A 20,885-nucleotide genomic window follows, 5' to 3' on the forward strand; every position below is an offset into this window, starting at 1 on the left:
AATCAAGCCCGCTTTCATTAGCGGGCTTATTTATCTTTTAGCTCCATATTTGTAATTATTAATCCAATATGTACCTAAGTTCGTATAGGTATCTATCGGCATAATTTTTAAATTAAGAAGCCCTTCTCTATTTCTTTGGCTTTAATCACATTGAGGTTTCCATGGCGTACAGTACTTTTCGACAAGAAAAAAATGATCAATTGAAAGAACCTATGTTCTTAGGTAACTCGGTAAATGTTGCTCGTTATGACCAACAAAAATTTCAGATCTTTGAAAAACTTATCGAAAAGCAGCTTTCTTTCTTCTGGCGTCCGGAAGAAGTTGATGTTTCTGGTGATCGCATTGATTACAATAATCTGCCAGAGCATGAACAGCATATCTTCATCAGTAATCTAAAATACCAAACTTTATTAGATTCAATCCAAGGTCGAAGCCCAAATGTGGCACTGCTTCCTTTGGTTTCTATTCCTGAACTAGAAACTTGGATTGAGACATGGTCATTCTCTGAAACGATTCATTCACGTTCATACACGCATATTATTCGTAATATTGTAAATAACCCATCAATTATCTTTGATGACATCGTTGAAAACGAAGAAATCCTAAAGCGTGCAAAAGACATTGCGCATTACTACGATAACTTGATCCAAGCAACTAACGACTATCACCGTTTCGGTGAAGGTACTCATGTTTTAAATGGTGAAGAAATCACTATTTCTAAACGTGAGCTGAAAAAGAAATTATACCTTTGCTTGATGTCTGTAAATGCATTAGAAGCCATTCGATTCTACGTAAGCTTTGCTTGTTCATTCGCTTTTGCTGAACGTGAATTAATGGAAGGTAATGCTAAAATTATTAAACTGATCGCTCGTGATGAATCTTTACACCTAACCAGTACTCAGCACATGCTGAACCTACTTCGTACAGGTCAAGACGATCCTGAATTTGTTGAAATTGCATCAGAATGTGAGCAAGAATGTTTTGATCTATTTAAAGCGGCAGCTGAGCAAGAAAAAGAGTGGGCAAGCTACCTATTCAAAGACGGCTCAATGATTGGTCTAAACAAAGATATTCTTTGCCAATACGTTGAGTATATTACCAACTTACGCATGAAAGCGGTTGGACTTAACAGTGCTTACGAAGGCGCGACACAAAATCCAATTCCATGGATTAATTCTTGGTTGAGTTCAGATAACGTCCAAGTTGCTCCTCAAGAAACAGAGATCAGCTCTTATCTTGTAGGACAAATTGATAATGATGTGGATGCCGATGATTTAGGCGACTTTGAATTATAATTTTATTTCACCTCTTTCTTTAAAAAGCCGAATTTTATTTCGGCTTTTTTTTGACAAAATTTTGACGTACACCACACTTTTACTTATATGAAAGAGTCAAAAACGAGACCTCGCTTCATATAAGATCACTTACATGCCATAATCTATTGTAATTAAATAAAAAATATAAATATAAATATAAATATAAATATAAATATAAATATAAATTATGGCTAATGAACTGTGGACAAGTTATCTATTGGAGCAAGTAAGGCAACTGCCTATTGCTTCATCAAAACAGCAGGTGCAATTTCGCCTCAATACTATTACGTCTGAATCTTTAAGACAGAATCAAAGTATCCCCCCACAATTTGAATTTATTTTTCAAGGGTTCTTATATTCTCGCTCTGGAAGACTAATAGAATCCATTAATCTATTTTTCGATGCTATTACTTTTGCTCAACAAAATAAGCAAGAATTTCTTATTTGTTTTTGTCATTATAATATCGGTACCGTTTATGGCATGCTTGGTAACTATTTTTATGCTCATAAGTTTTTAACAAAAGCAGAAAAATCAAATCCGATCGGTGATTGCTATATAATTGGTCTTATAAAAAACAATATTGGTGATATCTTTCTCCAGCTTGGTAATTTCAATGAAGCCCTTGCACATTTTGAAGAAGCAACTTTACTTCTGCAGCAGCACGCTCATAAATTATCAGCCGCAGTGCCTCTATTTAACATAGCCGAAATTAAGGCAAAACAATGTCACTTTGATGAAGCATTAAATATTATCAATACCCTATTTGATGATATAAAAGAAGAACCGCGATTTTTAGGATTTTATTACAAAATAAAAGCGGAAATTGCGAATGGTCATCATAATATTGATGAAGCAGAGGCCTTTCATCTGCTATCTATTGAAAATATGTGTCGCAGTCAGAACGACTATTATCAAGCTGAAATGCTCCTTGACTATTGCCAATATTTAACAAGTCATCATAAATACGAAATGTTAGATACCTATATTGAACGCGGTTTATCCATTGCAAAAAGCATTGAAAGCGATAAATTAATTGATGGGTTTAATGACATTATCTTACTTAGAATTAAAGATATCCCAGCCATTGAAATTCGTGAACAATATTACCAAACATTAACATCTTCACTGCTTAATTCACGAAGAGAGCTACTTAAAAGAGAAAGTGATTACCTACAACAATTGTATCGCTTAAATACAGCTAAATTACAATTAAGTACAATGAAGTCATTGTCAGATAACTTGGCATTAGTGAATAAAATTGGGCAATACATTAATAACAGTACTGATATTCAAAGTATTCTCCCTACTATTCAACAAGATCTTTCTACTTTATTTCAAACAGACACCCTAGCACTAGGCTTCTACGATAAAGAAGCTGATTCTATCTCGATCCATTACCTTGATGAGAATCACACACCAAAAACGCCTTATGTAACCAACTGCAAAAATGAGGCGACTTACATGAGTTACTGTATAAAGAGTAATTCAGCTTTTTATTTTAATCATATGAATAGCGAGCAAAAAGTTACCATGCTTGGCGATAAGTGTGACAGGAAAGTTCACTTTAAATCAGTCATGTTCTCACCAATAAAAATCAATGGTGAGATACAAGCCGGATTTACGGTTCAAGCAAAAGAGAGCTATCAATACCAAGCATTTCATTTTGAGCTGTTTACACAGCTGATCAACTATATCTCTATAGCGCTTGAAAACCAATATAACAGACAACAACTTCTTTATCTTTCGCAAACCGATCACCTTACACAAGTATGGAATCGTAAATCACTTGATGCACATTTCCTGCAATTAAAAAAACAGCCCTCTAATGTCTACACCTCTATAATGATTGATATTGATCACTATAAAGAATATAACGACACCTATGGGCATATTGCTGGTGACAAAATACTAATTAAAATCAGTAAATTAATCAAAGAACACTTTCATGGTTTAAATACTGAAGTCTATCGTTATGGTGGCGATGAGTTTTTCATTTTAATCGCAGGTATTAATAAAGAAAAAACTCAGGGAAAATTATATTCGTTGTTAAAAGCGATCAAGTATTTATTTATCCCTCATGAAAAATCAACATGCTCTCATTATGTTTCTGCATCCATTGGCATTAGCTACATAGAAGAAGGCTTACATACATTAACACTTTCCCAGGTTGTCGATCGTGCAGACAAGGCTCTCTATAAAGCTAAAGAGATGGGCCGAGATTGCTATTATGATTTTTCTCAGACAGAAGCGCTGATTCAATAAAATGACACACTCATTGCTGTGAAACCTATGGTATTATTTTGTTCAATTCAATGATCAGAGCTTCCATTACATGTCAAAAATCCACATCAATAAAGTGACTACACTACATAATCAAGAAAATAAAACCTTACTAGAGGTAATGGAAGGCAACGGAATGATTGTAGAGTCACAATGTAGAAATGGTGATTGTGGTACATGTCGATGCACATTGATATCAGGAGAGGTCAGTTATCAGAGTTTCCCTCTTGCCTTTTTATCGACCAACGAAATCTTGCCCTGTGTATGCAAAGCAAAATCAGATATTGTGCTTGAAGGCGTAACCTTTCAACTTGCTGAAAAAAAGGCATAAAAAAACGACCCATAGGATCGCTCTTTAGTATTTAATAAATATTACTGCAACGCGCTTTGTGGAACATAAATCTCTGATTCTCTATTCAATGATTCATATTGACCAAACATTGGTTTCTTTTCCAAACAGCGACGCAACATATCAAGCATCAGTGTGGATAAAATTGCTCGCATGTCATTATAAGCATAATTACGTTTTAGACTCACTAGTTGGCCCCACTCTCCATAAGGAGTAGATAGCGCAACAGCAACTTTACCTTGAATAATTGGCCCTGATGCTAAACCAATAGCGGTTTGAGTTCTTTCACGCGTTGCTGCTGCAAGTGCCAAAGCCGCGGCTAAAGGATCTTGATCTGCCATTTGTTGATCGACTTGTGAAGAGAGAATCCAGCCTTGCTTCATATTAAGACGGATTTGGTCATCTTCTTGTAACCAGTTAGTTAACCACCCTCCTGTCGCTTGTTCTGCCACAGTAAGATTTAATGAAAACTCACTTAATAACGCCCCTACATTTGGCAACATAGATTCATCAACACTAACGACATTATCGCCAAGTAAATGATACATTCGCTCTAACACAGGGAAACGACCATCATGGTTTGCAGGTCCAAACAGTTTTACTTCAATAAAAGGCAGTGATGAACGATAGCCAATTTCAAAACCATAAGGTAAACGCAATTGTTGCAGTTTATCTTGAATACCCGATTCAGATAAACCAAACGTAAATAATCGACTGCATTCAGATGCTTCAACCATTGGATGCCACTGCTTCATACGAGGCAATATTTGATGTTCAACCATCACTTTAAATTCAGAAGGGACACCAGGCGTAAACAATACGATTGACTTATTTACTTCAATAAAAAAGCCACAAGCTGTACCCACCGGGTTATCAATAATCTGAGCCCCCTCAGGTAGCATCGCCTGCTTAATATTGCTGTTTGGCATTTCGCGGCCTTGCTCTAAATAACGAGCTTGCATTCGTTCTAACCAATAATGAGACATGACCAATGGCGTATTAATCACCTTTGCTGCTGCTTCGCTAGAAATATCATCAGATGTTGGCCCTAACCCACCATTAACTATAACAATAGATGCGGTTTGAGTTTGGTGTTGTATTTCAGCAACTAACGCATCAATGCTATCACCGACAGTTGAGCGGTTAGATAACTTAAAACCATGTTGATAAAATAGTTGAGACATCCACGCAGCATTGGTATCAACAATGTCACCATGAAGGACTTCTTCGCCTGTGCTAATCATTGCTACTTGCAACATGCACTCTTCCTCTTTGATATTTCTATAATTCCTACTAATTTATCACATTAATCGTTTTAAAAAACTAATCTTGTTTTAATTCAGGTAAATATCCACTCAAAAAACCAATGTAAACATTAATTTACATCAACTGTAATTCAATCAATACAAAATGATTGAGTTAATAGTAAAATGGGCGTACATTCTCATCATTGAAAAAGATTTGATTTAGTATAGAAGTGGTATAAATGAAGACAAAAGTATTAGGAAGCTCTCTCATTATTGCAGGAACAACGATTGGCGCAGGTATGTTAGCCTTACCTCTTGTCTCTGCAAGTCTTGGTTTCTTTACAGCAAGTATATTAATGGTTGGTATTTGGGCAATCATGAGTTACACAAGCTTGTTAATGCTCGAAGTTCATCAGCATGGACACCAAAGCGCAACACTACACAGCCTTGCACTTCAATTTTTAGGAAAAAATGGGCAGCGAATAGCTACTTTTTCAATGTTATTTCTCTTTTACGCATTATGCGCTGCATATATCGCAGGTGGCAGTGAACAATTTCATGAAAAAATTAATCTAGTGAGTCCTTTTCAACTACCAAAAACATTCTCAACAATTCTGTTTACCGTAATTGTCGCAGTAATTATTGCGCTTGGAACAAAAACGGTTGATTTCATTAACCGTGGATTATTTGCATTAAAACTCATCATGCTGGTGTCGATTCTTTTTTTCTTAACACCAAACATTACCGGCGAGTACTTAATGTCACTTCCTGTACATCAAGGAGTCTTTATTACTGCTTTGCCTGTTATTTTTACCTCATTTGGTTTTCATGGCAGTATTCCCGCAATCGTTAATTACCTTGACCTTGATATCAAAAAGATCAAAATCAGCTTATTAATTGGCTCTTCTCTTCCTTTGATCATTTACTTGTTTTGGCAAGGCATTACTTTAGGTCAATTATCTCAGTCTGAGTTTGAACAAATTAATGGCCTAAATCAGTTCATTACTACGATTCAACAATCAATCGATCATCAATTTATTCAAATTGCCTTATCATTATTCGCAGATTTAGCACTATTAACCTCGTTTATTGGTGTGAGTTTAGGCCTTTTTGAGTTTTTACGTGACTCTTCAAAAAAATGGCAAAAATCATCTATCGTTACTGCTGTTTTAACCTACACTCCACCACTGATGTTCGCTTTATTTTACCCACAAGGTTTTATCACCGCTCTAGGGTATGCAGCTATCGCACTTGTAATTCTTGCTCTATTTTTACCTGTTGCTTTAGTCTTTTCTGCTCGAAAAATACATAATAATGCAGAATACACAGTCGCAGGTGGCAACATTGCACTTATACTTGTCGTACTGTTTGGCTTAACCATTATTGGTAGTCAGGTATTAAGTTCATTCTAACGTCAAATACACTGAACTAAAAAAGCTAACTGTAACCATCTGAAGTAAAGGCCTATTTCTCTTTTTAAAGGAGTCTTAATTGGGCCTTTACTGCTTTTATGTTTTGCATTTTCTGCTTAATAGTAGATAATTGTGATCTAGCTCAGTATTTGATTTAATTAAGGACTTTCCGTGAAAAAACAAGCAATAGCCAGTTTGCTTTTAGGATGTGCAGCTTCATCACCAGTATTTGCATTAGATACTAATAGCGCCTATGACATGGAATATCAAAATGATTGCTCTACTAACATTTATTCTAGCTATTGTTCAACGGCCTCTTTTGATTTATCTCCAATGCGATTAGATGGTGATATTACTCCGTCTAAAGTCGCTGAAAATGATACGTATGCAGACAGCACTCAATTACCACACTATTTACGAGTGTCGGACGAGCGTGATTGGGACTACCTAATGGAGCAGTCGTACACCATCCTTGGCTTGAGTGTTGCAACCGTTGGTTTAATGACATTTCTTCCTGAAAGCATTACTAAATGGGATTCAGAAGATTCAAGCATTAAAGGTCTGGGTTCTAAATGGAAAGATAACGTGAGTGCTGGTCCTGTTTGGGATAAAGATGAGCATTTCTTAAATTACATCATGCACCCATATTTTGGTGGTGTTTACTATACTGCCGCACGTCACGCTGGCTTTAATGAGTTCGAATCTTTCTTATACTCAACAACCATGTCTACTTTCTTCTGGGAGTATGGGGTAGAAGCATTTGCTGAAGTACCTTCTATTCAAGATTTATTCGTAACCCCATTCTTTGGTGCTGTTGTTGGTGAGCTGATGTTACAGCAAGAGCTACGCATTACAGAAAATGGCGGTGAAGTCATGGGCTCAGATACTTTAGGTAGCGTGAGCCTGTTCTTCTTAAACCCTGTGGGACATATCCATTATTGGGTAACGGATGCATGGGGTGGCGATACTGAAGTTAACTTGGCATATAATGCATGGTTCAGTAATGGTGATGCCGCACAATTTGCTTATGATGCGGGTATGCCTTATACAGATCAGTTTGTGGGCCTTGAAGTTAAATTAAAATTCTAAACACTTTTCTTAGTTTAACGATTAAGGGCACTCTTTGTAGTGCCCTTTTTTATATCAAAATATCACAGGCACAAAAAAACCGAGACAGTCTCGGCTTCTTTGTGTCTTAAAGTGAGTTACTAAAGCATTATGCTGCTTTGTAAATTACTTTATTACCAGCAAGCTGCTCACGCACAACTAGGTTTTCTTCAACTAGCTTTTTCAAGCCACCTGTTGCCCACGCTGCTGCTTTTGTTTCTTCTTGACCAGCTTTAACACCGATCTCTTTTGAATTGATACCTTCAGGATTCTGGCAAACAATATCAAATACAGTCTGTTGCTTTGGCGTAAGAGCGATATCTGTCGCTACTGTTGCCGCTTTAGGTGCTGCTGCAACTACTGCTTCCACTTTCTTCTCAACTGGTTTAGCTACTTTTGCAGGTTTAGCTGCTTTTTTCACTTCAGTTTTTGGTGCAGTTGCTTTAATTCGTTTATGCAGCTTAGACTGTACTTTACGTTTGTGAGCAATTTTCATGAAACTTAAACTCCGTTGCGCTAACTCTATTTTTAAGCCGTTAAGACTCAAAAATGATAGCGGAAAAAAGATGTCAATTCCTAAAGTGAAACTCAAATAGTCGTATTGGAATTGGCGAAGCGCGTTTTATACCAAAAAACGCGCAATATTTATAGAGAGGATGACACTGTATGGCGAAAAGTACGGCAATTTTGCCAATTTTCTTACCAGAATGGCATTTCATCCGCAACAAACGGGTTTGTTCTGCGCTCATGACCAAAAGTTGACTCTGGTCCATGGCCCGGTACAAATTTCATCTCATTACCTAAAGGCCATAGTTTTGTTTTGATCGATGCAATCAGCGTATCAAAATCACCTTTAGGGAAATCAGAACGACCAATGGCACCTTTAAATAATACATCACCAACAAATGCCATCTTAGCTTCTTGGTTAAACAAAACAACATGTCCCGGTGTATGACCAGGAGTGTGTAAAACATCTAACTTTTGATTACCGAATTCAATCACATCGCCTTCATTTAGCCATTGATTAGGCTCGAATGCTTCAGTATGAGGGAAACCAAATCGTTCACTTTGATTAGGAAGTCCTTGTAACCAAAAGTTATCTTCTTTATGTGGGCCAATAATCGACGCATTAGTAATCGCAGCTAAGTCTTCGGTGCCACCAACATGATCGAGATGACCATGAGTTAATACCATGTGTACAACATCAATATTTAACGCATCAATTGCTTGTTTTAGCAATTGAACATCACCACCGGGATCGACAACAACCCCTTTCATGGTTTCATCACACCATACAATTGAACAGTTTTGCTCATAAGGAGTCACTGGAATAATTTGATATTGTAAACTCATAGCTTTCTCTTCCTAAAATAGTTAACCCAAGAATAGCACGGCTCTTATTTTAGGGGAATTATGATGTTTCTTTTAATGGTAATCGTTATACCATTCTGGATAAATAGTTGATCAAATACTTATGTAGATTGGTATTAAATCACCGTTGGTGGAATTTGACTCCAATGGTTATCCCACATTACATTGGTTTGATGACTAACCATCTCACCATTTTCAGAACGAGTAATCACTTTGCCAGTACCAGAGCTAATGTGCCACTGTGGTAAAAGGTTATCTCGACTATTGACTACCACGCCTGACGCATCAGCTAACGAGGCTATCTCGATCAATTGTTTGTTTTTTAAATTCCAAACACCATAACAATTCCCTCTGGGTGACGTAGCAACCACGTGATCGCCAAGTACAGCAATACTCGCTATATAATGATTAAATCGCAACCACTCCTCTGGTTCCGCATTTAATTGTTGTAAAGCCTCTCCACGTCGATGTACTGCAATCAATGGCACGCCATCTTCTGGTTCACCTCGATATTGCTGCCCACACAACACTCGACCATCATCCATCAAGGATAAGTGACGAATACTTAATTTATGATCCGCTAATCCAACGCGTTCAAGAACCTCACCAGAACTTGTCGATAAATACACAAGTGCTGGTTTCATTGATTCTAAATTAAGAGGAACACGGCCTTTAGTATGAACACCACCAACCCCAATAGCTAAGGTCATATTATCAACACGAATTACCTCATGTGGACCAATACCAAACCCTGAGAACTCTTTTACTTTTATTAATTGAGTTCCCTGCAATTGATAAACCCCGATAACTCCCTGACTGGTTTCTTTCTCTCCTTCAGTGGTGTAAAGCGTTAACCCATCAGAAGAAAACACACCATGACCATAGAAGTAACGATTTGGCATTGATGGCGTAATTGGATAGCTTACGCCCGTCTTTATATTAAATAATTGCATGTAATTGCCAGGACGACGAGCAAATGCAACGGCCAGTTCACCGTTCGGCGTAATTGCAACGCCATGCCCTCTTGCTGGTAAAGGTACAGAATGAATAGGGTTTCCCTCATTATCTGCCACCACTGCGCCAAAATGTCCATTTGCTGTTCGAGAGCAAGAGATCAAAACCGCATTTTTATCTGAATTCGGTGCGGATGAACACGCCGTTAGCCATGGTGACAATGTGATCGCCCCTAGGCTGCTTTTTAATAGCTTTCGTCTTTGGTTATTAATCGCCATCGGTTGCATTAAATCCTATAGCAATGTTCAATTCGATAGCCACTTCTTCGTGAATTAGGTATTTCAAATACTCTAATTTGTTATATAGAGCTAATGTGTTTTGATAACCAGATTTTGTCTGTAACTCAGCAAATAGTGATGATGATTCAGGCCATGTTTCTAACGTTGAATTAAAATGGTCTTCAATTCTATCAGCCAAATCAGCATGCCCTTGCTTACGTAAATAATCATCAAGTCCAACACCATTTGCTAAATATATGTTTTGCATCGCTTCTACATTGTATTTAAGCCAAGTAAGAGAGGTTTCTGAACGCCATGATTCCGAGAAATAAGGACGTGGTTGCCCTATTTTTGCAAGCGGACGGCTGAGTTTTTTCATACTGTAATCAAGCTGATTGGCAAGTAACGCAATGTATTCATTTAACCACATGGTTTCATCTAATTGAGACCACGGGTTAACTTGCCATGCTTGATCTACCTTTAGAGTATTAAGCGCTAAGTTTGCAGTAATGGCCTGACCTAAATGACATGACTCTGATGCTGGCAATGTCGAGGCTTTATCAAACAATAACCACTCTATGGCACCTAACCCCTGGGTTGTTACACTCTGCTGCTGAATTAATTCAGTATTCCAAATTTGATCTTTTTTCAACAGTTGAGACATTTTTCGCCCAGTGGTGTTTTTCTTATCTGGCCAAAACTGAATGTTCCAATTAACACTAAGTGCAGCCTCTGGCCCTCTTTGTTGACCTTGCAGTGCCATCCACGCTTGCATGGTTTGTTGCCACTGCATAACCACCGTTTCTTTTTCAGTTTGATTCGTACAATATCCTTCAAAACTCTCAGCCAATCGTTGACTAGATTCAACTAAACGCTGGGCTGACTGCTGCTCAATATAATAAACATGGTCAATCATATTTGTAGAATTAGGGACTTGATTAGCCTCATTTGTACTTTGGCAGGCTGTCAGTAACACCGTACTGCTTAACAATAAATAGATAGTTTTCATTACTTACGCCTTATAACGAATCTAAAAATGCTAATAACGCATTACGATCTTGTGTCGATAATTGAATGACTTTATCTTTAGATTGCTGAGCCTCACCGCCATGCCATAAAATTGCTTCTAGTACATTTCGAGCTCGACCATCATGCAAGAACTCTGTATGTCCATTGACTTCTTTTGTATAACCCAACCCCCACAGTGGTGGTGTTCGCCACTCTTGGCCATTAGCCAAAAACTCTGGTCGATTATCAGCAAGTCCTTCTCCCATATCATGAAGCAACATGTCTGTATAAGGATGAATTAACTGATTAGATAGCGCTGGTCTGTCTTCAATTTTTGCTGTTTTAATATTCGTTTTATGACAACTTTCACAACCGATATTTTTAAATAATTCTTGCCCTTTAATGACTTGAGGATCTTGAACATTACGGCGAATAGGCACCGCTAAGTGCTGAGAATAAAACTCGACAAAATTTAAAATCTTGTCACTCACTTCAGGAGTGCCCCCATGAGGTAACTTCTCACAAATTTCTTGCGCTTGAGTACAATCATCTTTAGGGAACATATTACTGGTTAAGCCCAAATCACCATTAAAGGCCGCGGCATTTTGCTGCATAAGTGTTGGTTGTCCAGCCTTCCAGCCAAAGCGACCTAACTCTAGTTGATTGGTTTCTACACTCCATACGCGATTAGCCTTACCAGAAACGCCTTGATCCTCTTTTTTTTGTTGTTCAGCAAAACCTAAAATTGTTGATTCAGGGATAGATTCTAATAACCCTAAACCAATCATTGGTGGCGCAATACGTGCAGACATCAATACATTATCAGCCATCTCACCATACGCTAACTCTGTGATTGATAAATTAGGCTTACGTAATGTGACAACGTCACCATCAGCCAAAGTGATTGGATGGGCTGTATACGTGATATGAATTTGCCCTTCTGGTTCAATTCCCGGTAAAGCAAAGTCTTGTAATTGACCGCCGTAAGTTGGCTCTGGGATCACTCCTTCTAACATGACACGTTTTTTCTGTTCAGGCGTTAAAGCAGGAATACTTAATCGCACTAACATAGAAACCGCGTTAGTATCCCCCTCTTTCGGCGTATGCCCTCGCCCATCTTTAATATGACAACTCTGACAACCATTGGTATTAAATAACGGGCCTAACCCATCACGGGCATCAGTAGACGCAGGCGCTTGCACCCAAGGATTACGAAAAAAGCTATTACCTACACTAAAATCGAGACGCTTACTCATTGGTAAGTTAGCAGCAGGTAGAGAAAAGGCATTCTGTCCATTTTTCTTCACGCTGGTTTTTCCGCCGGAAACTACATTTGTAAACGGTGAGTCTTCTGAATCACTCTTAGCAGACACCTCATCAGAAGAAAAAGAATAGAAAGAAAACGTTGAGAGTAAAGCTATTGCTCCAAGCATTACGGGTTTCATGGTATCGAACATCCTGACCATCATTAACATTGTTCTTATCCATACCTAGATAGGTATTATTTACTTGTTTTTTTACGATAAGAACAATGTTAGAAAATAAAAGAGCTCAATCACTATATCGGGAGGGAGAAGTGATTGAGCTGAGTACTACTGCTTTTTCTTAACGTTAAAATTAAAAATCATGATCTGCGGTATCAGGGTTTAAGCTTGTAATACCAATCACATTTGCAGCGCGCTCAATCGACGCGGTTTGTAGCACTAAAGACATAATTGATTTATTTACTAATGCATTACCTGCTGTATTGTCTGAAGCAATCAATTGGTCAAAATGTTGGTTATCTTTTTCAGCTGCCGATACTAACGTCCCAACTTGAGTGCGCGTTGCATCAAATTGTTGCTGAATCTCTTTAGCTGCCTTTGCGTCTTTCTTAGCAACTAAATCGTGAATACTTGGGCCTGATAATTGAGAGCCATCTGCACGAGTGTAAGTACCTGTATATACGTTATAGATACCTTGTTCATTATAGTAATGAGAGTTGTGCGTATTATCAGAGAAACAATCGTGCTCATCTTCTGTAGAATTGGCTTCTAAGGCTACCTTCATGCGTTCACCAGCTAGCTCACCTAATGATAAAGAGCCCATGCCAAACAGCATCTTACGTAAACCTTGCTCTGATGATTCAGATAATAGCTCTGCACGGTAATTTTTCTCACCTTCTTTCCACTGCTTTTCCATCCAAGACAAATCTTTAATTAGTAACTCAGAAGCTGATTTTAAATACTCAGCACGGCGTTCACAGTTACCGTTAGTACAAGCAGAACCAATAACATAATCGGTATATGGTCGCTCACCTGCCCCTGCATTCGTGCCATTTAAATCTTGGCCCCAAAGTAAAAATTCAATGGCATGATAACCTGTTGCTACGTTTGCTTCTGACCCGCCAAGCTCATTAAGATCCGCTAATTTATCTGCTTCTATGTTTTTCACATCAAGGGTTTCTGCACCAATTTTTATTGAGGTAGAAGCAACGATATTAGCTTTAGCACCGTCATTACCTAATTCATATTGGTAATCATCAGCCACATAATCAATTAAGCCTTCATCTAATGGCCATGCGTTTAGTTGCCCTTCCCAATCATCAACCACGGCATTACCAAAGCGGAAGACTTCTGATTGTTGATAAGGAACACGCGCTGCTTTCCATGCAGTTTTAACCGTTTGTAAGCCTTTCTCAGATGGGTTATTCAAAAAAGTGTGAATGGCTTTATCAAGTTGCTGAGCTGTCGTTAAAGAATCACTGTATACCGCATGCGCAATATCTGCGTAATGTTCAACAACTTCTGTTTGAGTCGCGGCATAAGAAAACGCAGGTAAAGCAAAAAGTGAGACGGTAACAATATTTCGAGCAAATTTGACGTGGTTCATAAATCGTCCTTGTTGAGCAAATGAATAGAATTTGTAAACCATTAATTGAAATCTGTAAGAATTCATTAATGATAATAATTTTTATTTGCGTAATATACCGAAATCAAATAAGAATGCAAATATTTATCATTTAGATTAACAAGTCGACGGTAAAGTATAAAAAAGCCCCATCCAATGATGAGGCTCTAGTAAGTGCTTTTTAGCGTTAAGTAAAAAGCAGCTATTTATCTAAATCAAGGTTATGTCCATGAGCAAGCTTTGCTTTTAAATAATGCTCATTGCCTTGCTTGATATGAGCATGAGTATTAACCACTTCTTCTAACTCAATACCGTAATTTTGAATATCTTCAATTTTCTTAGGATTATTGGTAACAAGTTTAATTTTAGAAAGTCCGAGTGCTTCAAGCATCTGAGCTGCTTCTTTAAAGTCACGTAAGTCATCACCAAAACCTAAGTGGTTGTTCGCTTCATAGGTATTCATACCTTGACTTTGAAGCTCATAGGCATCCAATTTATTATACAAACCAATACCACGCCCCTCTTGGCGAAGGTATAAAATAATACCGCCACTTTCAGACATACGATTAATGGTTTCTTCCAACTGTTCACCACAATCACAGCGTGATGAATGAAATACGTCTCCCGTTAAGCATTCTGAATGCATACGAACCAGAGGGGTTGTTTGATTCTTATCAGCGTGATTAAAAATAACAGCGACATGTTCTTTTTCAGTTTCTAGGCCTTCAAATGAAAGCATTTCTGCAGGGATATTACTTTGCTGCCCTACTTTTAACTCTATACGGGCTCTTACGTTTGCCATGCTGATTTACTGCCTTTTTCAATGAGAAGATCATATCTTCTACGATTTAATCTGATAAAAAGATCATAAGCATACCTAGCAAATATGCAAGAATCAAAAAAAAGGCCTAACAAATGTTAGACCTTTATGTACTTAATTAATGATTTTATAAATATTTAATTACATTGCTGCTTTAAAAATGCTCACAATCTCTTCATGAGTTGCTTGTTTTGGGTTAGTAAAACCACAAGCGTCTTTCAGTGCGTTTTCAGCTAGGGTATCAAAATCTTCTTCTTTAGCATTTAGTTCAGTCAAACCAGAAGGAATACCAACATCTTGTGATAATTGTTTAATCGCTTCTAATGCCGCTTGAGCACCTTCTTCGTTTGTCATACCTTCAACATTTACGCCCATGGCTTTTGCAACGTCTTTTAGACGCTCTGGACATACTTTTGCGTTGTAGCTTTGTACGTGAGGAAGAAGAATCGCATTACATACACCGTGTGGAAGATCATAGAAGCCACCTAGTTGGTGCGCCATTGCATGAACATAACCTAGAGAAGCATTGTTAAACGCCATACCCGCCATGAACTGTGCGTAAGCCATTTGCTCACGCGCTTCTAGGTTTTGGCCATCTTCTACCGCAGTACGTAAATGCGCTTGGATTAATTCCATCGCTTTAATCGCAACAGCGTCTGTAATTGGCGTTGCTGCAATAGAAACATACGCTTCAATCGCATGTGTTAATGCATCCATACCCGTTGCTGCAGTTAACGACGCTGGTTTAGCAAGCATTAACTCAGGATCATTTACCGACATTAATGGCGTTGTGTGTTTATCAACAATAGCCATTTTAATATGACGAGCTTCATCAGTAATAATACAGAAACGTGTCATTTCTGATGCCGTACCTGCCGTTGTATTGATAGCAACTAATGGCATTTGTGGTTTAGGTGATTGATCTACGCCTTCATAGTCAGCAATTTCACCCCCATTAGCGGCAACTAAAGCGATGCCTTTCGCACAATCGTGTGGAGAGCCACCACCAAGCGAAATAACAAGATCACACTGATTTTCTTGTAGGATTTTAAGGCCTGCTTTTACGTTACCAATCGTTGGATTTGGTTGTGTTCCATCGAATACAGCAACGTCTACACCGCGCTCGGCTAATAGATCAGACACCTGCTTAACCATACCAATTGCAACTAACACATTATCAGTAACGATTAACGCTTTTTTGTAGCCTTGAGATTTAATGCTGTCCATTGCTTCTGTAAGACAACCTGCACCCATTAAGTTTACTGTAGGGATAAAAAATGCACTCATAACCAACTCCATTAGTATTTATATAAATTTTAAGAACTGCTTATGTTGTAACATTGATGAGGTTAATAACTTTTTGATCTAAGACAAAAAATGAAACAGGTTTATTTTATTGCAATAAAACTGTGAAGTAGAGCATTTACGCTAATGCGTAGGATCACATAAAAAAACGCCAATTTATTGATAATAAAAACAATAGATTAAACAATTAACTGGTGCCCGTTCTCTTTAAGCCATTTTTTACACTCTTGAAAATCTGGCATTACTCGTTCGACTTCTTTCCAAAACTGAGGTGAATGATCGTGATGAATGAGATGGCACAATTCATGAATCACCACATAATCCACTACGCGATTTGGCGCTTGCATAATTAACCAATTAAACTCTAAATCCCCGTAAGGCGTACAACTTCCCCAGCGGCTTTTAAACTCTTTAATACGAATAACCGCGGTTTCAACCCCTACCATCGGCGCATAGCGGTGAACTTTTTCACGAATTTTCTTTTCAGCATTCCGCTTATACCAATTAACCAAAGCGCGATTAATATACTGCGGTTGATGTTTAGGTTCAGGCACGGTGACCAAAATGCGCCCTGCGACCAATTTGGTTTGAGTCAACTCACCCGCCACTACTTTTAAACGATAATTTCGCCCAAGGTAAGGGAAAGCTTCACCCGACACATACTCTCTCGTATTCGTTGGTGTCGCATGCTGATTTAACGCGAGCTTTTCGATAATCCACGCGTGCTTATCTGTAATTACCTTTTCTATGCGATCAAGATCGAGCCTTCTTGGCACAACAACAGTGACCTTTCCCTCTTCCACTTTAATGGACGCGGTTTTTCTGCGAGAAGTGCGCTCAATGTAAACGCAATAACTTTCTCGTTGGATCAGCTCTGTCTTTTTCTCTTTTGCCATGCTACTTATTTCCAAACTTGGTTTTCGCCAAGTCCATAAAGCGATCTTGTAGAACCGTCACCAAGGCCTTATCACCAAAGGATTGGTCAAGCACAGCACGTTTGATCTCTTTCTTCATGCGTTTTATTTCATCTTGCTTATTGAAGAAATCGACAATTTCCGTTGCTTCATCAAGCATAACCACTAACGCCTGGGTTACCGCTTTGATCTCATCATGGGTTGATTCGGCAATCACATCGCCATCACTGACGTTGGTGACTTCAGCGATAAGAATATTGTAAAAAGCGAACTCCGTTTCAGACAAACCGACATCTTGCGCCGCTTGTTGATACTGTGACCCAATATCCCCTCTCATTTCTAACATTAACTCAAGCTGCTGTGCCCATTTGCCTGCGGTTTTTTCGATAATGTCACGCAGACGTAAACTCAACGAACGGTAATATTCTGGGTCTTCATCCAAATTAATCGTAATGTGGTGCTTAATGGCACTTTCTATTTCAGAGGCTTTTGATTCATCTGATTTAATCGCTGTAATGCTTTCTTTAAAATTAGCCGCTAACAAATCAATCGGTGCGATTTTTGGATCAACACCTGTACTAAGAATATGCTCATCCACCAATTGACGCACTTTGGCACCAATCTCGCTCATATCTAGCCCTTCGTCTCGAAATTTGGTTTTTGAGGCATTATGGATCTTGCCTAATAACTTCATATCAGGAATAAACGGGGCCGCTTCGGCATCAGGTAAAATAACGTTTAATTGCTTGGCAAACTGTTTGAATGCCATGTTAAATTGCGCTCGCACCGTTTCATCTTTTAATGCTAAAACGTAATCATCAATATCGTCACTCGGTTTGCCATTTTTAAGTACCTGCTTAAAGAACGACATGGCACGCGTATGCTTGGCTTTCAGCTTTGGTATTTCATCTTTTAAGCTTTGATACGAACCTTCTATATCATCACTGCTGAACAACTCTAACGCCTCAGTAAGATGGGTCGCTAAACCATGATAATCCACCACATAACCACACTCTTTGCCTTTATAGGTTCGGTTCACACGAGCAATGGCTTGCATTAACGTGTGATCTTGCAGCTTTCTGTCGATGTACATCACTTGAGCAATAGGTGCATCAAAGCCCGTTAACAGCATGTCTTTGACTATCAAAAAAGCGGTATTATTAAACTTTTTATTTTTCTCTTCTGTGCCTTGTTTATCGATACCAAAAGGCTTTTTAAAATTGGCGATAACCTTCTTTTGATGCACTTTATCTGTGTATAGAGAGAGGTACTTTTCATCATTGTGATCGCCAGAGATAATCACCTCTGAGTGAGGCGCACCTAATTCATCTAACGTCTTTTTAAAGATAGCCGCCGCATGACGACTGCCCACCACGATCATTGCTTTAAAGCCATCAGGACGAATATGTTCTTTATAGTGTTTGATTAAATCGATACACACCCAACGAATACGAGCAGGTGCTTCACGAACCGCCTTCTCTACACCGTATTTTCTTTTGATCTCACGTTGTTCTTCTTCAGTGTATTCACCAAAGTATTCCTCAAAAAGTTTATCGAGTGAATCACCTGCCACTTCTGATTTAACTTCACGGCCTTCATAAAGCAATTTAACCGTTGCACCATCTTCTACCGCTTGGTTTATTTTGTATTCATCGATGTAACCACCAAAGGCTTGGCTCATTTTTTGAGTTTTCAGCAATGGTGTTCCGGTGAAACCAATTTTAGGCGCATTCGGTAATGCGGCATTAATCGTCATTGCCAAACCACCAAATTGGGTTCGGTGCGCTTCATCAGCCAAGACAATGATTTTGTCGCTTGGGTTTAAATCAGCAAAACCTTCTGCTACCGTTTTTTGCTTCTCTTGTTCTTTTTCAAGATCGGCAAATTTTTGTACCATCGCGGTCACAAGATCAGAGCTGTCTTTCTTTAGTAATTCTTTTAATTCTGCCACAGAGCCTGCGTTATACACCGTCTCACCCTGCGCATCACGGAAGGTATTTGATAGCTGCTCATCAAGCTGAGTTCGGTCGGTAATAAACACCAATTTGTACTGTTTTAATTCTTCATCACGACGCATTTTTACTGCAAGCATCACCATGGTCAGCGATTTACCACTGCCTTGTGTATGCCAAACTACACCACTTCTTTCTTTTCGATCCTTGCCTGATTTCAAGCGTTCAATCACTTTATTAACGGCTCGATATTGCTGATAACGCGCCACTTTTTTAATTAAGCGACCATCATCAGTTTCAAATAAAATGAAGTTTTGCAGAATATCGAGAAAGTTTGAAATACTGAACATGCCCGCCAATAAACGCTGTTGCGCGGTGACTTCTGTTAATACCTCATAACTTGCTGCTGGCTCGGCGGCTTGTTGCCATTCATCATGCTCTGCTGAGTTATCTTCACTCTCGTCTAACGCATCATCAGGGATTTGAACCGTAATAGCAGAACGAAGTGGGACGATATTATCGCGTAATGACTGTTGTGCTAATTGTGCATCAGAAAAAGGATACGCGTCTTTCCAATCACCATAATGCTGACTGTTTGAGCTGATGGTGCCCACTTTGGCTTGATCTCGACAAGTCGATACCATGAGTTGGTTATACCAAAACAGTTTTTCGGCCCCTTCGTGATCATCGGTATGGCGTAGATTCGCGTAACGGCGCAATTGATTAATGCCATCACTCATTGGCGCGGAGATATACGGTGATTTACACTCAATCACAGCTAACGGAATACCATTAACAAAGCAAACAATATCTGGAATGATGCTTTGGTTTGTACCTTCTACTTTAAATTGGTTAGTACATAAGAATTCGTTATTGCTTGGGGTTTCAAAATCAACCAGTTTAACCGTCTGCCCTTTTCGCCCTTTGCCTAAGTCTTGTTCTACTGAGAGATAATTAACCATGGTTTGATAGAAGGCGTGGTTATATTCCATTAAGGCGGCAAAATTGGGGTGCGTGACTTCACGAGAGACTTTGCGAAGGTTCTCGTCGCTTATCCACGGGTTAATGCGTTTAATCGCGGCTTCAAGGCGTTTGACTAACACCACATCACGCAGGTAAGTACGCTCAGGAACACCATCGGCACAGGCATAATCTGGCGACAGTTGTTTGCCTTGAATGTAAGTCCACCCTAGTTGAACCAACTGAGCAATGGCAGGGGCTTCTACTTTATTGAATTCGTTGTTAGCCAAAATGTATTCTCTGCTAAAAAGAAGGGATTAAACTTTACCGCCTTGGGTAAGCCTATCTGAATTAAGTGCAGGTACGATTGAATTACCTGTTGTCATATCAAAACAGCCGCTCTCTGCGGTGCCTTCGAACGTCTGGATAAATCGAACTTTCATATCGAGATAAGCATTGAATACTTTCATCCAAATACTAAAAAAACCGGTTTGCTTAGCCATCATAACAATGACCATTGTTTTTCTAAATGCGGCTGTCCATAAGCGCCATCTTTTGGCTCAATATGCTCAACGGCCAATAAGGTGACGATTTTCCTTTCACAATAACTGCAATATAAACCTAATCGACTAACCAGTTCTGGTTTAGCATCCTCGTATTTATTAAAGTCACCAGCAACTGGGGAAACGCCTTTTCTGATTGGTCGCATTATCTACTCCCCT

At 38.8% G+C, this 20,885-nt stretch carries 18 protein-coding genes; 5 read left to right on the forward strand and 13 right to left on the reverse strand.

Annotation, left to right across the window (positions count from 1 at the left end):
• The first annotated feature begins 161 nt into the window (after positions 1 to 161).
• The 3 genes from nrdB to yfaE all read left to right on the forward strand — a co-directional run bounded on the left by nrdB (position 162) and on the right by yfaE (position 3,928).
• The gene (gene nrdB / locus PVK70_RS08580) at positions 162 to 1,295 is read left to right on the forward strand and encodes a class Ia ribonucleoside-diphosphate reductase subunit beta (protein ID WP_130047844.1); all 1,134 of its coding nucleotides are present in this window, start codon (positions 162 to 164) and stop codon (positions 1,293 to 1,295) included.
• A 208-nt stretch (positions 1,296 to 1,503) separates the two neighbouring features.
• Positions 1,504 to 3,579, forward strand: a complete 2,076-nt coding sequence (locus PVK70_RS08585; protein ID WP_130047845.1) for a tetratricopeptide repeat-containing diguanylate cyclase — start codon at positions 1,504 to 1,506, stop codon at positions 3,577 to 3,579.
• A gap of 70 nt (positions 3,580 to 3,649) precedes the next feature.
• The gene (gene yfaE / locus PVK70_RS08590) at positions 3,650 to 3,928 is read left to right on the forward strand and encodes a class I ribonucleotide reductase maintenance protein YfaE (RefSeq protein ID WP_130047846.1); all 279 of its coding nucleotides are present in this window, start codon (positions 3,650 to 3,652) and stop codon (positions 3,926 to 3,928) included.
• A gap of 41 nt (positions 3,929 to 3,969) precedes the next feature.
• On the opposite strand, the gene PVK70_RS08595 is transcribed toward yfaE, so the two are convergent.
• The gene (locus tag PVK70_RS08595) at positions 3,970 to 5,205 is read right to left on the reverse strand and encodes a CinA family nicotinamide mononucleotide deamidase-related protein (RefSeq protein ID WP_130047847.1); all 1,236 of its coding nucleotides are present in this window, start codon (positions 5,203 to 5,205) and stop codon (positions 3,970 to 3,972) included.
• 227 nt (positions 5,206 to 5,432) lie between these two features.
• Here PVK70_RS08595 and PVK70_RS08600 point away from each other — a divergent pair, with 227 nt between their 5' ends.
• On the forward strand, positions 5,433 to 6,605 hold the full coding sequence (locus PVK70_RS08600; protein ID WP_130047848.1) for an aromatic amino acid transport family protein: 1,173 nt from the start codon (positions 5,433 to 5,435) through the stop codon (positions 6,603 to 6,605).
• Positions 6,606 to 6,776: 171 nt separating this feature from the next.
• Entirely contained in the window at positions 6,777 to 7,694 is a 918-nt protein-coding gene (locus tag PVK70_RS08605) for a DUF3943 domain-containing protein (protein ID WP_130047849.1), read from the forward strand.
• 127 nt (positions 7,695 to 7,821) lie between these two features.
• On the opposite strand, the gene PVK70_RS08610 is transcribed toward PVK70_RS08605, so the two are convergent.
• From PVK70_RS08610 to PVK70_RS08665, 12 genes are all read right to left on the reverse strand, one after another.
• On the reverse strand, positions 7,822 to 8,208 hold the full coding sequence (locus tag PVK70_RS08610; protein WP_130047850.1) for a hypothetical protein: 387 nt from the start codon (positions 8,206 to 8,208) through the stop codon (positions 7,822 to 7,824).
• 203 nt (positions 8,209 to 8,411) lie between these two features.
• A complete protein-coding gene (locus tag PVK70_RS08615) occupies positions 8,412 to 9,065 on the reverse strand; it encodes an MBL fold metallo-hydrolase (RefSeq protein ID WP_130047851.1) in 654 nt (217 codons plus the stop codon).
• A gap of 134 nt (positions 9,066 to 9,199) precedes the next feature.
• Positions 9,200 to 10,315, reverse strand: coding sequence for a DUF1513 domain-containing protein (locus PVK70_RS08620; RefSeq protein ID WP_165367211.1), 1,116 nt, complete (start codon positions 10,313 to 10,315; stop codon positions 9,200 to 9,202).
• Complete coding sequence (locus PVK70_RS08625; protein ID WP_130047853.1) at positions 10,305 to 11,324, reverse strand: imelysin family protein; 1,020 nt, start codon at positions 11,322 to 11,324, stop codon at positions 10,305 to 10,307. Before PVK70_RS08625 ends, PVK70_RS08620 begins: the two co-directional genes overlap by 11 nt.
• Positions 11,325 to 11,334: 10 nt before the next feature.
• Positions 11,335 to 12,768 (reverse strand): di-heme oxidoreductase family protein, encoded by a 1,434-nt coding sequence (locus PVK70_RS08630; RefSeq protein WP_130047881.1) that lies wholly within the window; start codon positions 12,766 to 12,768, stop codon positions 11,335 to 11,337.
• 172 nt (positions 12,769 to 12,940) lie between these two features.
• Complete coding sequence (locus PVK70_RS08635) at positions 12,941 to 14,194, reverse strand: imelysin family protein (protein ID WP_130047854.1); 1,254 nt, start codon at positions 14,192 to 14,194, stop codon at positions 12,941 to 12,943.
• Positions 14,195 to 14,414: 220 nt separating this feature from the next.
• The gene (locus PVK70_RS08640; RefSeq protein WP_130047855.1) at positions 14,415 to 15,014 is read right to left on the reverse strand and encodes a GTP cyclohydrolase II; all 600 of its coding nucleotides are present in this window, start codon (positions 15,012 to 15,014) and stop codon (positions 14,415 to 14,417) included.
• Positions 15,015 to 15,173: 159 nt separating this feature from the next.
• A complete protein-coding gene (gene yiaY / locus PVK70_RS08645) occupies positions 15,174 to 16,319 on the reverse strand; it encodes an L-threonine dehydrogenase (RefSeq protein WP_130047856.1) in 1,146 nt (381 codons plus the stop codon).
• 197 nt (positions 16,320 to 16,516) lie between these two features.
• The gene (locus PVK70_RS08650; RefSeq protein WP_130047857.1) at positions 16,517 to 17,233 is read right to left on the reverse strand and encodes a M48 family metallopeptidase; all 717 of its coding nucleotides are present in this window, start codon (positions 17,231 to 17,233) and stop codon (positions 16,517 to 16,519) included.
• 1 nt (position 17,234) lies between these two features.
• Entirely contained in the window at positions 17,235 to 20,453 is a 3,219-nt protein-coding gene (locus tag PVK70_RS08655) for a type I restriction endonuclease subunit R (RefSeq protein ID WP_130047858.1), read from the reverse strand.
• Between the two features lie 27 nt (positions 20,454 to 20,480).
• The gene (locus tag PVK70_RS08660) at positions 20,481 to 20,669 is read right to left on the reverse strand and encodes a hypothetical protein (protein WP_207216403.1); all 189 of its coding nucleotides are present in this window, start codon (positions 20,667 to 20,669) and stop codon (positions 20,481 to 20,483) included.
• A complete protein-coding gene (locus PVK70_RS08665; protein WP_207216404.1) occupies positions 20,666 to 20,872 on the reverse strand; it encodes a hypothetical protein in 207 nt (68 codons plus the stop codon). Before PVK70_RS08665 ends, PVK70_RS08660 begins: the two co-directional genes overlap by 4 nt.
• Positions 20,873 to 20,885 lie beyond the last annotated feature (13 nt).

Origin of the sequence: Aliivibrio sp. A6 (assembly GCF_028765505.1) — a bacterium.
Lineage (GTDB): Bacteria > Pseudomonadota > Gammaproteobacteria > Enterobacterales > Vibrionaceae > Aliivibrio > Aliivibrio finisterrensis_A.

What these genes read in the sequence shown, in the direction of transcription:
- nrdB (WP_130047844.1), top strand. Translation starts at nt 162, where the DNA reads ATGGCGTACAGTACTTTTCGACAAGAAAAAAATGATCAATTGAAAGAA.
- PVK70_RS08585 (WP_130047845.1), top strand. Translation starts at nt 1,504, where the DNA reads ATGGCTAATGAACTGTGGACAAGTTATCTATTGGAGCAAGTAAGGCAA.
- yfaE (WP_130047846.1), top strand. Translation starts at nt 3,650, where the DNA reads ATGTCAAAAATCCACATCAATAAAGTGACTACACTACATAATCAAGAA.
- PVK70_RS08595 (WP_130047847.1), bottom strand. Translation starts at nt 5,205, where the DNA reads ATGTTGCAAGTAGCAATGATTAGCACAGGCGAAGAAGTCCTTCATGGT.
- PVK70_RS08600 (WP_130047848.1), top strand. Translation starts at nt 5,433, where the DNA reads ATGAAGACAAAAGTATTAGGAAGCTCTCTCATTATTGCAGGAACAACG.
- PVK70_RS08610 (WP_130047850.1), bottom strand. Translation starts at nt 8,208, where the DNA reads ATGAAAATTGCTCACAAACGTAAAGTACAGTCTAAGCTGCATAAACGA.
- PVK70_RS08615 (WP_130047851.1), bottom strand. Translation starts at nt 9,065, where the DNA reads ATGAGTTTACAATATCAAATTATTCCAGTGACTCCTTATGAGCAAAAC.
- PVK70_RS08620 (WP_165367211.1), bottom strand. Translation starts at nt 10,315, where the DNA reads ATGGCGATTAATAACCAAAGACGAAAGCTATTAAAAAGCAGCCTAGGG.
- PVK70_RS08625 (WP_130047853.1), bottom strand. Translation starts at nt 11,324, where the DNA reads ATGAAAACTATCTATTTATTGTTAAGCAGTACGGTGTTACTGACAGCC.
- PVK70_RS08630 (WP_130047881.1), bottom strand. Translation starts at nt 12,768, where the DNA reads ATGAAACCCGTAATGCTTGGAGCAATAGCTTTACTCTCAACGTTTTCT.
- PVK70_RS08635 (WP_130047854.1), bottom strand. Translation starts at nt 14,194, where the DNA reads ATGAACCACGTCAAATTTGCTCGAAATATTGTTACCGTCTCACTTTTT.
- PVK70_RS08640 (WP_130047855.1), bottom strand. Translation starts at nt 15,014, where the DNA reads ATGGCAAACGTAAGAGCCCGTATAGAGTTAAAAGTAGGGCAGCAAAGT.
- yiaY (WP_130047856.1), bottom strand. Translation starts at nt 16,319, where the DNA reads ATGAGTGCATTTTTTATCCCTACAGTAAACTTAATGGGTGCAGGTTGT.
- PVK70_RS08650 (WP_130047857.1), bottom strand. Translation starts at nt 17,233, where the DNA reads ATGGCAAAAGAGAAAAAGACAGAGCTGATCCAACGAGAAAGTTATTGC.
- PVK70_RS08660 (WP_207216403.1), bottom strand. Translation starts at nt 20,669, where the DNA reads ATGATGGCTAAGCAAACCGGTTTTTTTAGTATTTGGATGAAAGTATTC.
- PVK70_RS08665 (WP_207216404.1), bottom strand. Translation starts at nt 20,872, where the DNA reads ATGCGACCAATCAGAAAAGGCGTTTCCCCAGTTGCTGGTGACTTTAAT.